11 protein-coding genes and 1 pseudogene are annotated in these 13,875 nt (G+C 71.6%); 6 read left to right on the top strand and 6 right to left on the bottom strand.

The window, feature by feature from the left end:
* The first annotated feature begins 68 nt into the window (after positions 1-68).
* The 3 genes and pseudogenes from OHS81_RS29120 (at position 69) to OHS81_RS29110 (ending at position 2,095) form a co-directional block, all read left to right on the top strand.
* Positions 69-575, top strand: a complete 507-nt coding sequence (locus OHS81_RS29120; RefSeq protein WP_328388072.1) for a GNAT family N-acetyltransferase — start codon at positions 69-71, stop codon at positions 573-575.
* A 204-nt stretch (positions 576-779) separates the two neighbouring features.
* Positions 780-1,352, top strand: a pseudogene (locus tag OHS81_RS29115) (transporter substrate-binding domain-containing protein); the annotation flags it as partial.
* A gap of 293 nt (positions 1,353-1,645) precedes the next feature.
* Positions 1,646-2,095 carry a cell division protein SepF gene (locus OHS81_RS29110; RefSeq protein WP_129297110.1) on the top strand — a complete coding sequence of 150 codons (450 nt, stop codon included), beginning with the start codon at positions 1,646-1,648 and terminating at the stop codon, positions 2,093-2,095.
* Positions 2,096-2,200: 105 nt separating this feature from the next.
* On the opposite strand, the gene OHS81_RS29105 is transcribed toward OHS81_RS29110, so the two are convergent.
* Positions 2,201-3,424 (bottom strand): acyl-CoA dehydrogenase family protein, encoded by a 1,224-nt coding sequence (locus OHS81_RS29105; protein WP_328388069.1) that lies wholly within the window; start codon positions 3,422-3,424, stop codon positions 2,201-2,203.
* Positions 3,425-3,604: 180 nt separating this feature from the next.
* The gene (locus OHS81_RS29100; RefSeq protein WP_328388067.1) at positions 3,605-5,257 is read right to left on the bottom strand and encodes an MFS transporter; all 1,653 of its coding nucleotides are present in this window, start codon (positions 5,255-5,257) and stop codon (positions 3,605-3,607) included.
* A 211-nt stretch (positions 5,258-5,468) separates the two neighbouring features.
* Here OHS81_RS29100 and OHS81_RS29095 point away from each other — a divergent pair, with 211 nt between their 5' ends.
* Complete coding sequence (locus tag OHS81_RS29095; RefSeq protein WP_328388065.1) at positions 5,469-6,662, top strand: glycosyltransferase family 39 protein; 1,194 nt, start codon at positions 5,469-5,471, stop codon at positions 6,660-6,662.
* Between the two features lie 284 nt (positions 6,663-6,946).
* A complete protein-coding gene (locus OHS81_RS29090) occupies positions 6,947-7,981 on the top strand; it encodes a phosphatase PAP2 family protein (RefSeq protein WP_328388063.1) in 1,035 nt (344 codons plus the stop codon).
* Between the two features lie 103 nt (positions 7,982-8,084).
* Here the strand turns inward: OHS81_RS29090 and OHS81_RS29085 are convergent, their stop codons facing one another.
* Positions 8,085-8,300: an I78 family peptidase inhibitor gene (locus OHS81_RS29085; protein ID WP_328388061.1), complete on the bottom strand. Its 216-nt coding sequence runs from the start codon at positions 8,298-8,300 to the stop codon at positions 8,085-8,087.
* A gap of 529 nt (positions 8,301-8,829) precedes the next feature.
* Here OHS81_RS29085 and ctaD point away from each other — a divergent pair.
* Positions 8,830-10,515 (top strand): aa3-type cytochrome oxidase subunit I, encoded by a 1,686-nt coding sequence (ctaD, locus tag OHS81_RS29080; protein ID WP_328388059.1) that lies wholly within the window; start codon positions 8,830-8,832, stop codon positions 10,513-10,515.
* Here the strand turns inward: ctaD and OHS81_RS29075 are convergent.
* The 3 genes from OHS81_RS29075 to OHS81_RS29065 all read right to left on the bottom strand — a co-directional run bounded on the left by OHS81_RS29075 (position 10,400) and on the right by OHS81_RS29065 (position 13,746).
* A complete protein-coding gene (locus OHS81_RS29075) occupies positions 10,400-11,440 on the bottom strand; it encodes a helix-turn-helix transcriptional regulator (protein ID WP_328388057.1) in 1,041 nt (346 codons plus the stop codon). The genes ctaD and OHS81_RS29075 overlap by 116 nt on opposite strands.
* 72 nt (positions 11,441-11,512) lie before the next feature.
* Entirely contained in the window at positions 11,513-12,490 is a 978-nt protein-coding gene (locus tag OHS81_RS29070; RefSeq protein WP_328388055.1) for a hypothetical protein, read from the bottom strand.
* On the bottom strand, positions 12,487-13,746 hold the full coding sequence (locus OHS81_RS29065) for a glycosyltransferase family 4 protein (RefSeq protein WP_328388053.1): 1,260 nt from the start codon (positions 13,744-13,746) through the stop codon (positions 12,487-12,489). The genes OHS81_RS29070 and OHS81_RS29065 overlap by 4 nt, the downstream gene beginning before the upstream one ends.
* Between the last annotated feature and the right edge of the window lie 129 nt (positions 13,747-13,875).

Here is a 13,875-nt window from a genome sequence, read left to right as displayed (position 1 = left end):
GACCACGTCCCGCACGCGCGGTCCGCCGCCGTGGCACCGGTGCCACGGCCCGTCACGGCGGCGGCCCGGTGAGCGCCGCGCCCGGCCCGCCGCCGACCACCCGCCTGACGGTCCGGCACACCACCGTCCACGATCCGCTGGCCCGCCCCCTGCTGGACGAACTCACCCACGAATACCGCACCCGGTACGAGAGACCCGTCGATCTGGGCCTGGAGTACCCGGCCGAGGAGTTCGCCCCGCCCGGCGGCACGTTCCTGCTGCTCCTGGCGGACGGCAGCCCGGTCGCCGGGGGCGCCTACCGCCGCTATGACGCACAGACCGCCGAGTTCAAACGGATCTGGACGCACTCCGCGCACCGCAGGCGCGGGCTGGCCCGGCGGGTCCTGGACGCCCTGGAGCGGGATGCCGCCGGCCGGGGCTACACCCGCGTCTTCCTGACGACCGGCCCCCGCCAGCCGGAGGCCAAGGGCCTCTATCTCGCGGCGGGTTACCGCCCCCTGTTCGATCTGTCCGCCGCCCCGGAGTCGATCGGCCCGCTGCCGTTCGAAAAGCACCTGGAGAGCCCGCACCCATGAGCCCGGCCACGCCCCGCACCATCGCCCTGCGTACCGCCGGCGTGCGCACCACCGCCCGGCGCACCACGGCCCGGCGCACCACCGCCCTGCGCACCGCCGCGCTCCTGGCCGCCGCGGCCTGGGCGCTCACCGCCTGCGGTGCCGGCGGCCCGCCCGGCGCGGCCGGAGCCGCGGGCGCCCCGGCCGCCGACGACAAGATCCCCACTGCCGGCCCTCGGCAGCGGCACATACGACATGGGCACCGGCAACTTCGGCGTGACCGACGAGCGCCGCAGGACCCTCGACTTCGTGACGTACATCAACGACGGCCAGGGCTTCGCGGTCCGCAAGGACAGCCCGTTGAAGAAGGTCGGCTCGCTGCGGCAGCTGTGCGGACTGACGGTCGCCACCGGCGCCGGCACCACCTTCGAGGCGACGCTGGAGGAGAACCGGCACCGGTGCGCCCAGGCGGGCAAGAAGCCCTACGACGACAAGACCTATGCCGAGCAGGGCGCACTGTGGATCTCGCTCCGGCAGGGCCGCACCGAGGTGGTGATGAGCACCGTCAACGGGCTGCGCTACGCCGTACGGCAGCAGCCGGGCCTGCGCTTCCTCAATGAGTTCAAGCGGCTGGACGTCGGCTTCGCGTTCAGGAAGGGCACCCCGCTGGCGCCCGCCGTGCAGGCCGCGGTGGGCCGGCTGCAGAAGGACGGCACCTACGGCCGGATCCTCAAGAAGTGGGGCACCGGGCCGTCCGCCCTGACGGCATCGCGGATCAACCCGCCCGAGATCCGCTGATCCGGGGCCGTCGAACGACGGGGCATGTGTGCTGGTCCCGCGCATGAACCTACCCGCCGGTCCGGTCCGCCTGCCGCTGACCGCTTCCCGTCACCGGAGGGTCAGGTACCGACCGTGAGGTTCTTCATACTGTCAGTTTCCTTACGGGGCGCGAAAGGTGATGACGCGCCACCCTCTTTGCACCAGATGTGTCACGAACCCCCCGTGCGGCGGCTATCCACTTGGCACACTGTCGGCCTGATGGACGACGATAGGGGTACACACACAGACACCGCGGGTGAGAGGAGGCGTCAATGGGATCGGTGCGCAAGGCGAGCGCCTGGCTTGGCCTCGTCGACGACAGTGATGACGAGCGCTACTACGACGACGACTACGCCGAGGGACCCGATGCCGGCGACTCGGGCGACGGCCCCTGGGTCACCGACCCCCGGGTCCGGGTGGCCGACGAGACCGCCCAGGACCAGGGCACCCGCATCGCCACGGTCACCCCGGAGAGCTTCCGGGACGCCCGCGGCATCGGCGAACTCTTCCGGGACGGCGTCCCGGTGATCGTCAACCTGACGGCGATGGAGCCCTCCGACGCCAAGCGGGTGGTGGACTTCGCGGCCGGCCTGACGTTCGGTCTGCGCGGTTCGATCGAGCGGGTCGCCACCCGGGTGTTCCTGCTGACCCCCGCCGACTACCAGGTCGTCAGCGGCGAGGCCCGCGCCCACCGCAACGGCGGTTTCTTCAACCAGAGTTGAGCGCGACCCGCGTGCTTCCGGCCGGGGGCCCGGGGCTCGCGGCGGCAGCCGCCGGTGTGCGGGCCCCCGGATCACACAGCGACCGGCCTGAGCGGGCGGGGCCGCTCACCGGAAGGCGTCCAGACCGGTGAGCGCCTTGCCGAGCACCAGCTGATGCATCTCGACGGTGCCCTCGTAGGTGAGCACCGATTCCAGGTTGGTCGCATGCCGCATGACGGGGTACTCCAGCGAGATCCCGTTGGCCCCGAGGATCGTCCGGGCCGTGCGGCAGATCTCGATCGCCTCCCGTACGTTGTTCAGCTTCCCGAAGCTGATCTGCTCGGGGCGCAGCCGCCCCGCGTCCATCCGCAGCCCCAGATGATGGGCCAGCAGGATCCCCTTGTGCAGTTCGACGGCCATGTCGGCGAGCTTGGCCTGGGTGAGCTGGAAGCCGCCGATGGGCCTGCCGAACTGCTCCCGCGTCGTCGCGTAGTCCAGCGCCGCCTCGAAGCTGGTGCGGGCGGCCCCCATGGAGCCCCAGATGATGCCGTAGCGGGCGTGGCTGAGGCAGCCGAGCGGGCCGCGCAGTCCGGTGACCTCCGGGAGCACCGCGTCGGCCGGCAGCCGTACGTCGTCCAGGACGAGTTCGCTGGTCACCGAGGCCCGCAGGGACCACTTGTGCTTGATCTCGGGGGCCGAGAACCCAGGGGTGTCCGTGGGGACCAGGAAGCCGCGGATGCCGTCGTCGGTCCGGGCCCAGACCACCGCGACGCCGGCCACCGAGCCATTGGTGATCCACATCTTGCGTCCGTTGAGCACCCAGTCGCCGCCACTCCCGCCCTCGCGCTTGGCGTGCGTCCGCATCGCGGCGGGGTCGGAGCCGACGTCCGGTTCGGTCAGGCCGAAGCAGCCGATGATCTCGCCGGCCGCCATCCGGGGCAGCCACTGCTGCTTCTGCTCCTCGGAGCCGAAACGCCAGATCGCGTACATGGCGAGCGAGCCCTGGACGGAGACCAGGGAGCGGATACCGGAGTCGGCGGCCTCCAGCTCCAGGCAGGCCAGGCCGTACTGGACGGCGGAGGTGCCCGCACAGCCGTAGCCGGTCAGGGACATCCCCAGGGCGCCCAGGGAACCGAGTTCGCGGGCGAGTTCACGGATGCCGGGAAGTTCGCCGCGCTCGTACCAGTCGGCGATGTGCGGCAGGACGCGGCCTGCGGCCCACCCCCGGACGGTGTCCCGGACGGCACGGTCCTCGTCGGTCAGCAGGTCGTCGAGGCCCAGCGGGTCGCCGGGGTCGAACGGCGGGACCGCCGAGGGCACCGGGGACGTGGCGGACGGCTTTGCGGGCATGGCGGGGCCTCCGGCGGGTTCAGCGCTCGCGAAAAACTAGCAGCGGTAGTTATTCGCTTCCGACGGTACGGCGCGCGGTGCCGCGCGGCAAGGGTCACCGCCGCGCGGCGGGCAGGCACACACCAGGCGGGGCAGGCACGCGCACGGCCGGGCGACGGCACCCGGAGGGAGCAGCGCCGGTCAGCGGCCGGAACTCGCCGGGGCGGGCTCCCCGCTGCCGCGGCCGGCGCCGGCCGTGCCGGCGCCCGGAGCAGGCTCCCCGTCCGCTTCCGCCCGCTCCGTGGACTCCGCCGCCCGGCGCGGCAGCCGCAGCGCGATCCCCGCACCGACCAGCAGCAGCACGGCGCTGGCGACGAGGGTGACGTGCAGCCCGCGGACGAAGGACTCCCGGGCGGCCTCACGCAGCGCCGCCTTGGCGCCCTCGCCCAGGCCGGCGGCCACCTTGTAGGCCTCGCCGAGGGAGTGCGCGGCCGAGGCGGAGGCCCGCCCGGAAACGCCGTCCACATGCGTCAGGCCCGGGGCGTAGGCGGCGTTCATGACGCTGCCGAGCAGGGCGACACCGATCCCCGCGCCGAGTTGGTAGGAGGTCTCCCCGATCGCGGCGGCCCCGCCCGACTGTTCGGCAGGCGCCTCGCTGAGCATCGACTCGTACGCCCCGAACAGCGTGGACTGGAAGCCGAAGCCGAGCAGGACGAAGCCCGCGGACAGCAGCCAGGGGCGGTCCTGGCTGCTCATCGCGGTCAGGCAGAGCACCGCGACGGCGGTCAGTACGAAGCCGAGGGAGACCATCGCGCGCGGGCCGAGGGCCTGCAGCATCTTCGAGCCGGTCAGGCCGGCGGCCATCGCGGCGAAGACCAGCGGCAGCATCCGCAGACCGGTCTGCAGCGGGCTCAGTCCGAGCACGAGCTGGAGGTACTGGACGGCGATCAGCTGCAGGCCCACCAGGGCCAGCATGGCCAGCACGATGCAGCCGACGGAGGTGCCGAAGGCGGGCCTGGCGAACAGCCGCATATCGATCAGCGGGTGCTTGCGCCGGCGCTGGCGGCGTACGAACAGCACCAGCAGCAGCACGCCGAGGACGATGGGCAGGAGCGTGGTCGGGCCCAGCACCGCCGCGCCGCTGCCGATCCGCTTGACGCCGAGGACGATGCCCAGCACGCCGAGCGCCGCGACGATCGCGCCGGTCACGTCCCAGGGGCCGTTGCGCTCCCCCCGCGACTCGGGCAGCAGCCACCGGCCTATCAGCAGCATCGCGGCCATCATCGGGATGTTGATGAGGAAGACCGAGCCCCACCAGAAGTTCTCGACGAGGAAGCCGCCGAGGACCGGGCCGACCGCGGCGCCGACCGCGGCCACCGCGCTCCACACGCCGATGGCGACCGCGCGCTCGCGACGGTCGGGGAAGACCTGCCGCAGGATCGACAGCGTGGCCGGCATGATCATGGCGCCGCCGATGCCGAGCAGGGCGCGGGCCACCATCAGGATCTGCGGGTTGGGCGCGAGCGCGGCGGCGGCCGAGGCCAGGCCGAAGAGGCCGTAGCCGAGAAGGAGTATGCGGCGGCGGCCGACACGGTCGCCGAGGGTGCCGAACAGGATCAGCAGCGAGGCCGCGATCAGCGGGTAGACGTCGACGATCCAGAGGAGCTCCACCGGGCCCGGTCGCAGGTCCTCGGTGACGGAGGGCACGGCGACGTACAGGATCGTGGTGTCCAGTGCGACGAAGAGCAAACTGACGCAGAGCACGATCAGCACGGTCCAGCGGTTCGCGCCGCCGCCTGTGAGCCGGGGAACACCAGCCGTCCGTCCACTGCCGGACGCGGTCGTCCCGGACATGCAGCACCTCCAGTCATGCTCTCGCGGCCACGGATCAGGGCGCGAAAACGCCCCGGTGGAACCGGCGGCACAAGCGAGTAAGGACGTCAGACTACGCGAGTCCCGGTGAGTGCCGCGTGGCTCACCTCACGAAGAGACGCACATCGCAGCGCCGTGCGTTCCCCACCCCGCCGTCGGCCCTCGTTCTTCGGCCACCTGGATAATCTTCCGGATGAACGATCTTGCCTCCGCGGCCGTTCCCGGCCGTCCCCTGTGCGAGGCCCCCGCCGCGCGGGCCACGCTGCGCCGGGCCGCGCCCGCGCTGGCGGCCTTCGCGGCGATCCGGCTGCTGGGGCTCGTCGTCCTCGGGGTCTGGTCCACGGTCAACGGCAAGGACTGGCACACGCTGCTGGCCGCCCGCTGGGATGCGCTCTGGTACACCCGGGTCGCCGAGCAGGGCTACGGCTACACGGTGCAACTGCCGCACGGCGCCGTGCACTCCGACCTGGCGTTCTTCCCGCTGCTGCCGTCTTTGGAGCGGGGGCTGTCGGCCGTTCTGCCGCTGTCGCCCGCCGACGCCGGGCTGGTGGTCTCCTGGCTGGCGTCGGCGGCCGCCGCCTGGGCGCTGTACGCGACCGGCGAGCGGCTGCACGGGCACCGGACCGGGGTCGCCCTGGCGGCACTGTGGGCCGCGGTGCCGGTCGGGATCGTGCAGTCGATGGCGTACTCCGAGTCGCTGTTCACCGCGCTCGCGGCCTGGGCCCTGTATGCCGTGCTGACCGGGCGCTGGGTGTGGGCGGGGGTGCTGGCCTCGCTGGCCGGGCTGACCCGGCCGGTGGGTGCGGCGGTGGTCGCGGCGGTGTGGGCCACCGCGGCGGTGACGCTGTGGCGGCAGCGGGCCGGCGGCGTACGGGGGCGCGCGGCGCTGCGCGCGCAGCCGGGCCTGCTGCCCGGTGTGCTGCTCGCCCCGCTCGGCTGGTGCGGGTACTTCCTGTGGGTGGCGGCGCGGCAGGGCTCGTTCACCGGTTATCTGGACGTCCAGGGGGGCTGGGGCAACGGCTTCGACGGGGGGATCGCCTTCGGCACCTTCATCGGGGACCTGCTGTCGGGCCCCTCGTTCGCGGCCGGACTCGGGCTGCTCCTCGGCGTCGGGCTGGTGATCTGGCTGTATCTGTGCGGCGTACGGCAGGGCCAGCCGCTGCCGCTGGCGGTCTACGGCGGCACGGTGCTGCTGCTCGCCCTGACCGCCAAGGGCTACTTCGGGTCCAAGCCGCGGCTGATACTGCCGGCCTATCCGCTGCTGCTTCCGCTGGCGGCCGGGCTCGCGCGCCGGCACCCGGTCCGGTCCTGGCTGGTCGTCGGCCTGGCGGCGGCCGGCTCCGCGGCGTACGGGGCGTTCTGGCTGAACGGTTCGGGTCCGCCGTGACCCCCCGGAAACGCTTCGTAATCGAACGAACGCTCTCCGTGACACCTCTCGGGGGAACGCCGCGCGACCCCTGGACGACGAGCGGATAAACTCCGCCGGGGAAAAGCAGATAAGGCGCTCACGGTGACGACACGCGGACCTCGGGAAGCGATTGAGAATCGCCGGGAATTCCCCGCCAAATCCCAGCTCCGAAGCCCCGATTGAGACACATTCCACATCACATCGTCATTACAAAGCGCACAGTTTGACCAAGCACCTACATCACACGCGGTAACGTCGATTGAGTGCGTACCGATGACAAGCTCGACCAGATGGAGGAGCAGCGCCCGACCGATCGCGTCCGACCGCCCCGCATGACCCGGACCCGCCTGTGGCTGTTCTGGGGAACGCTGGCGGTGTACCTCGCGATCGTGGCCGGGGTGCTGGCTACTACATGGCTGGTCACGTTCGACTGGCAAGTCATGTTCTTCAGGCCGTACAAGCAGTGGCCCGAGATCCATGCCTTCCTCGACTACTTCGTTGTACTGGGCCAGCGCGGACCGACCGCGGTGGCGGTGGCGGCATGGCTGGGCTGGCGCTGCTGGCGCCAGCGCAACCTCCACCCGCTGCTGGTGCTCGGCGCCTCGCTGCTGCTGCTGAACGTCACCGTGGGCGCCGCCAAGCTCGGCATGGGGCGGCTCGGACCGCACTACGCGACCGTGGTCGGCGCCAACGAGATGGGGCTCGGGGGCGACATATTCCCCTCGGGTCACACCGCGAACGCCGTGGTCACCTGGGGCGTGCTGGCCTACCTGGCGACCACCTCGCTGCGCCGCCGCACGCTGTCGGTGATCGCCGCGCTGGGCGCGCTGGGCGTCGGCATGACCACCGTCTACCTCGGCACCCACTGGGTCAGCGATGTGCTGCTCGGCTGGGCCGCGGGGCTGCTGGTGCTGCTGGCGATGCCCTGGCTGGAGCCCGGGATCACCTGGTTCGAAGACCGCCTCATGGGCATCCTGCTGCGGCTGTGGCTGCGGCTGCGCCCCGATTCGCTGCGCGGCCCGCTGCCGGTCGGCTCGCTGGCTCCGGGGGTTTCCCGGCAGCGCATCGCCCCCGATGGCGAGGTGCTCGTCCGCGAGACGATCTCCGCCGGTACGGGCGGCCGGTCCGCCGCCCACACCCCGGACGCCTGGCCGCACCACCCCTCGCGCCCGCACACCATCCGTTCGGAGCGTGCCCCGGTCACCCCGGCGGGCAGCCGGCGGCCGCCGCACGCGGACCGTTCGCGCACCACGCCGCTCAGCCCGGTCACCGGGCGCGGCCGCAACGCGAACGGCTGAGCGCGGCGCAGGCGGCGGGGCCGGTACGCACACCCCCACCCCGCGGCGAAGGCCCCGGCCGCTCCCCTCGGAGCGGCCGGGGCCTTCGTCGTACGTACGTCGCTCAGCCCTGCCAGGTGCGGTGCACCGTGCCGTCCTTGACCTCGAAGTTGAGCCGGCCGGCCAGGTACTCCATGGTGATGATCGCGCCCGGCGGCAGCGAGCGGACCGTGGTCCAGCCTCGCCCTCTGGCCTGCTCTTCGGCGTCCTGCTGGGCAAGGCCGGCATACGCCTCGATGTCGTCCTGAGGGTTGTCCGGAAGGTTCGGTACGTCAGCCATGACAGCCACCGTAGGCGTCCGCGGCGGCCCGCGGAAGCCCGGCCCTCGCACACCTCGGTGACCTCACGGTCCGGCCTTGGTCACACTTGTGTCACAGCGAACACTGGTGCGTTTGCCGGAACTTCCGTCACCCTTACGCGCCGTGTGATGGCGCAACCGGGTGGAAAATTAAGCAGCCGGAATTCCGCCTTGATCAAATGCGAAACGGGATTGGCCACCCGGCGCATCGCGGCAAGCCGTCCGAAAATAATCCCCGGCAAGTTTCGGATTCCCCGCACCTGACGCTCTTTATCGGCCGCCGGGAAATTGTCCAACGAGACACACTCCGCACACATTTTCCGCACATCGCCCCGCTTGCCGCTTCCGCGCCCGCTCCGGCACCGCCGGCCGGGCCGTCCGCCGGACCGTCCACCGGGCCGTCCACCGCCTGATCCCACCGGAACGGACCGGAGCGCCACCTCGCTCTGCGCCCCCCGCGCGAGCATCATGTGCCGGGCCCAGTACACCTTCGAAGAACGGGGCGCAGCGGATGGTTACCGACACCGGCCAGGCGGACCTGCGGCCCCCCAGGGCGCGGCACCGCGGGTCGGTGCTGGTCGACTGGCTGACGACCACCGATCACAAGAAGATCGGGCACCTCTATCTGATCACCGCATTCGGATTCTTCCTGGTGGGCGGTCTGCTGGCACTGGTGATGCGTGCGGAACTGGCCCGTCCGGGGCTGCAGATCATCGACGCGGAACAGTTCAACCAGGCGGTGACCATGCATGGCACGATCATGCTGCTGCTCTTCGCCACTCCCGCATTCGCCGGTTTCGCCAACGAGATCATGCCGTTGCAGATCGGCTCGCCCGATGTGGCCTTCCCGCGGCTGAACATGTTCTCGTACTGGCTCTTCCTCTTCGGCGGCCTGATCGTGCTGGGCAGTTTCCTCACGCCGTTCGGCGGCCCGGCCTTCGGGTGGACGGCCTACGCCCCGCTGAACTCTATGGTCCGCTCCCCCGGTGTCGGCGCCGATATGTGGATCATGGGGCTGGCGCTGGCCGGCTTCGGCACCATCCTCGGTGCCGTCAACTTCATCACCACGATCATCGTGCTGCGGGCGCCCGGGATGACGATGTTCCGGATGCCGGTGTTCACCTGGAACATCCTCTTCACCTCGATCCTGGTGCTGATGGCGTTCCCCGTGCTGGCGGCGGCGCTGCTGGTGCTGGAGGCGGACCGGCAGTTCGGGTCGGTGGTGTTCGAGGCGCAGTGGGGCGGTGCGCTGCTGTGGCAGCACCTGTTCTGGTTCTTCGGCCATCCCGAGGTCTACATCATCGCGCTGCCGTTCTTCGGCATCATCACGGAGATCATCCCGGTCTTCTCCCGCAAGCCGATCTTCGGCTACGTGATGCTGATCGGGGCGACGATGGCCATCACGGCCCTGTCGGTGATGGTCTGGGCGCACCATATGTTCGTGACGGGGGCGGTGCTGCTGCCGTTCTTCTCCCTCATGTCGTTCCTGATCGCGGCGCCGACCGGGGTGAAGTTCTTCAACTGGATCGGCACCATGTGGCACGGCTCGGTGTCCTTCGAGACGCCGATGCTGTGGTCGGTGGGGTTCCTGGTGAGCTTTCTGTTCGGCGGGCTGACCGGCGTCATCCTCGCCTCCCCGCCGATGGACTTCCACGTCACCGACTCCTACTTCGTCGTCGGCCACTTCCACTACGTCGTCTTCGGGACGGTCGTCTTCGCCACGTACGCGGGCTTCTACTTCTGGTGGCCGAAATTCACCGGCAAGATGCTCGACGAGCGGCTGGGAAAGATCCACTTCTGGACATTGTTCGTCGGCTTCCACACCACTTTCCTCGTCCAGCACTGGCTGGGCGCGGAGGGCATGCCGCGGCGCTATGCCGACTATCTGGCCGCCGACGGCTTCACGGCCCTCAACACCCTCTCCACCGTCGGCTCCTTCCTGCTGGGCCTGTCCACGCTGCCGTTCCTCTACAACGTCTGGAAGACCACCCGCCACGGCTCCCGGATCACCACGGACGACCCCTGGGGCTTCGGCCGCTCACTGGAGTGGGCGACCTCCTCGCCGCCGCCGCGGCACAACTTCACGACTCTTCCGAAGATCCGTTCCGAGGCCCCCGCCTTCGATCTGCACCATCCGGAGGTGGGGAAGCAGCCGACGGCGGCGCCGCCGCCAGTGCCCGGGAGAGCCGGTCCCTGATCTCCCGTATGCGGCTCTGCAGTTCCGGCGGCTCGCGGACCTCGAAGTCGAATCCGGTCAGCACGATGTGGAGCACCATCAGCTCCAGGCTGTGCGCCCCCGTACGCAGCAGACAGGACTGCTCGTCGACGGCTTCGAGCGTCCCGGCGGCCGGGCCGATGCGCTCCGCGGCGCGCTCCAGCGGGGCGTGCAGCAGCACGGTGGCCTGCCGGGCGTAGACCCGGGTCGAGATGCCCCGGGCGACGTACTCGGCGAGGTCCGGGGCCGGGGGCGGGCGGGGCGTGAAGCGCGGCCCGTGCGGCGGGGTGGGGGTGAGGCGGTCGACCCGGTAGGTGCGCCAGTCCGCGCGGTCCACGTCCCAGGCGACGAGGTACCAGTGGCGCCGGGCACAGACGAGGCGGTGCGGCTCCACGATGCGGCGGGAGCAGGTGCCGTCGTGGGTGGTGTAGTCGAAGCGGAATTGCCGGCAGTCCCGGCAGGCGTGCGCGAGCTCGGTGAGGACGTTCGGGTCCACCCGGGGGCCGCCGCTGCCGGGCAGCGGGACCGTGAAGGCGTTCAGCGCACCGACCTGGCGCTGCAGCCGGTGCGGCAGCACCTGCTCCAGCTTGGCCAGCGCGCGTACGGAGGACTCCTCGATGCCCTCGACACCGCCCACCGCGGCGGTGCGCAGCCCGACCGCGACCGCCACCGCCTCCTCGTCGTCGAGCAGCAGCGGCGGGAGTTCCGCACCGGCGCCGAGCCGGTAGCCGCCGGCCGTCCCCGGCGCGGAGTGGACGGGGTAGCCCAGCTCGCGCAGCCGGTCGATGTCCCGGCGTACCGTGCGCGGGGTGACGTCGAGCCGGTCGGCGAGCTCCGCGCCGGACCACTCCCGGTGGGCCTGCAGCAGCGAGAGCAGGCGGAGCAGACGTGCCGAGGTCTCCAACATGGCCCGAGTCTCGCAGCCTTTGCGGACAGCCGCGGTCCTCGATGCGTCACCGGGACCGCGGGCGCCGCTCCGTCAGTCCCCGGCGGGTCCCGCGACCCGGACGGCCAGGTCGTTGTCGAGCGTGTAGTACGGGCCGATCCGCAGCTGTTCCGCCGCGGCCGGCACCGGCAGCGCGGGGTAGCTGAAGACCTGCTTCTTGTCGGCCACGTCGTCCAGGAGGCGGGCGATGCGCACCGGCCGGGCGCCCTCGGCGGGGCGCAGCCACAGGTCCCAGGGCTCGCTGCCCTGCTGCCACCGGCCGGCCAGCTCCTCGTAGGGCAGCGTGAAGGTGAACCGGGAGCCCTCGACGGTCAGCGGGACGGTGACCGTGGCCGGTGCGGCGCCCGGGGAGCCCGGGGCGCGGCGCGACCGTGCCTCGGCACGGGCGCCGGAGCCCGGCACGGTGCCGTAGAGCCGCCCTGAGACCGTCATGCCGTCGGGCGTGACAAGGATGTCACCGGCTTCGGCGTGCGGACCGCGCAGCCAGCTGCGCAGCGCGAGGTTGCCGAACTTGGTCGCGTACGGGATGCGCACACCGAGCCGGCCGATGCCCGCCAGCGGCCTGCGGTCCACCAGTGACCGCAGGTCGTTGACGCCCGGCAGCAGGCGGCGCGGGTCCCGGCCGTCGCCGAGGTCGGCGTAGGCGTTCCAGCGGCCCTCGGCGAGGGAGACGGTGCTGGGCAGCACGGCGCGCAGGCGTCCGGCGCCGTTCGGGCCGAGCGGCAGCCGCACTTCGTCGTCCGCACCGTCGCCGCCGCGCAGCCGCAGCACCAGCGCCGCGCTCCAGGCGGTGGGGGTGTCCTGGGGGACGTTCAGGTCGAAGGTGAGGCCGCCCGCGGAGTCCGCGATGCAGTCGGCCCGCAGTTCGGCCGGCTCCGTCTCCGTCCCCCGCTCCCCCGCCCGTTCGGGGCCCGGGGTGTGCGCGCTCACCGGAACTCCGGCTTCCTGATCGATGGCAGAGGGCCCCTTCATCTCGTCTCCGGTCACGGTCAGTTGGCTCGACGCCGTCATACCGTCCGCACCCCTCTCATCGCGGCGCGGGCCGCATCCTTGGTGGCGTATGCGCCGCCGAGCAGGGCTCCCCGGGCGCGATGCAGACTGCCGTGCAGCCGGTGGCCCCGCCTGCGGGCGAGCAGTTCGGCGAAGAGCTCTTCATAGCGTTCCGCCACCGTGGCGGGGTCGAAGCGGGCCGACGAGGCCAGCGCGGCCCCGCCCATCCGCTTGCGGGCGGCGTCGTCGTTGATCAGCGAGAGCAGCGAGCCGGCCAGCGCCTCCGGATTGCCGACCGGAACCAGCTTGCCGTCCACCCCGTCGTCGATGATCTCGCCGGGCCCGTGCGGGCAGTTGGTGGCGACGACCGGCAGGCCGCAGCGCATGGCCTCGACGATGGTCATCCCGAAGGACTCCAGGCTGGAGGAGACCGCCGCGATCGAGCCCTTGGCCCACTCGGGCTCCAGGGGGTTGGCCGGGCCCATCAGGAAGACGTGGTTGTACAGGCCGAGTTCGTCGATCAGGGCGCGCAGCGCGGCCTTCTCGGCGCCGCCGCCGTATATCCGCAGCCGCCAGTCGGGGCGCTCGGCAACGACGTGGGCGAAGGCGCGGATGAGGACGTCATAGCGCTTGACGCGGGTGAGCCGGCCGGCCGCGACGACCCACTTGCCGCTGCCGTCGGCGGGCGCGAGAGCGGGCGCCGGCACGCTGTTGGGCACCGACTCGACCCGCACACCGGGCAGCCGCAGCGTGCGGCGGTAGGCACGGGCGTCGGCCTCGGTGACGGTGGTGACCGCGTCGAGGCGCGGATAGGCGCTGCGCAGCGCGAGTTTGAGCGCCTTGCTGTGGGTGTCCAGGGTCAGGTGCTCCTGGCCTATCCGGACCGGGCCGCGGCGCGCCTGCTTGGCGATGTGCACATTGAGGCCGGGCCGGGTGCCGACCACCACGTCGGTCTCCATCCGGCGCAGATGCTGGGCTATCCGGCCGTCGGTGAGCTCGCTGTACTGGCCGAACCGGTTCTCGGCGGCGGGAAATATCCTGGCGGGGCGGGCGTGCGCGGGATCCGCGCCCTCGTAGGCGGAGCTGTTCTCCCTGAGGTCCACGAGATGCCGCAGCGCGACACGCGGGCCGAGGTCGAAGACCGGGGCGTCGCGGTGGCGCAGTACGGACACGATCTCGACGTCGTGCTGCTCGGCGAGCGTACGCGCGAGGTTGAACGTCGTCCGGATCGTCCCCCCGATGCCGTAGGCATTGTGAATCAGGAATGAGATGTGCATCCGTCCCCGTGTCCCCTGGTCTTCCGTTCCGGTCTCCCCGTGGGATGCGTCGCGCCCCCCTCCCGATGGCGCGACGCATCCCCCTGCGAACGGTAGGACCGCGAAAACGGGTTCCCGGTTGGGCCTTTC

Source organism: Streptomyces sp. NBC_00400 (assembly GCF_036048035.1).
Taxonomy (GTDB): domain Bacteria; phylum Actinomycetota; class Actinomycetes; order Streptomycetales; family Streptomycetaceae; genus Streptomyces.
Note: the sequence above shows the minus strand (reverse complement) of the source record. Positions and strands in the feature narration are given on the sequence as shown.

What these genes read in the sequence shown, in the direction of transcription:
- OHS81_RS29075 (WP_328388057.1), bottom strand. Translation starts at nt 11,440, where the DNA reads ATGTTGGAGACCTCGGCACGTCTGCTCCGCCTGCTCTCGCTGCTGCAG.
- OHS81_RS29095 (WP_328388065.1), top strand. Translation starts at nt 5,469, where the DNA reads ATGAACGATCTTGCCTCCGCGGCCGTTCCCGGCCGTCCCCTGTGCGAG.
- OHS81_RS29110 (WP_129297110.1), top strand. Translation starts at nt 1,646, where the DNA reads ATGGGATCGGTGCGCAAGGCGAGCGCCTGGCTTGGCCTCGTCGACGAC.
- ctaD (WP_328388059.1), top strand. Translation starts at nt 8,830, where the DNA reads ATGGTTACCGACACCGGCCAGGCGGACCTGCGGCCCCCCAGGGCGCGG.
- OHS81_RS29105 (WP_328388069.1), bottom strand. Translation starts at nt 3,424, where the DNA reads ATGCCCGCAAAGCCGTCCGCCACGTCCCCGGTGCCCTCGGCGGTCCCG.
- OHS81_RS29100 (WP_328388067.1), bottom strand. Translation starts at nt 5,257, where the DNA reads ATGTCCGGGACGACCGCGTCCGGCAGTGGACGGACGGCTGGTGTTCCC.
- OHS81_RS29070 (WP_328388055.1), bottom strand. Translation starts at nt 12,490, where the DNA reads ATGACGGCGTCGAGCCAACTGACCGTGACCGGAGACGAGATGAAGGGG.
- OHS81_RS29085 (WP_328388061.1), bottom strand. Translation starts at nt 8,300, where the DNA reads ATGGCTGACGTACCGAACCTTCCGGACAACCCTCAGGACGACATCGAG.
- OHS81_RS29065 (WP_328388053.1), bottom strand. Translation starts at nt 13,746, where the DNA reads ATGCACATCTCATTCCTGATTCACAATGCCTACGGCATCGGGGGGACG.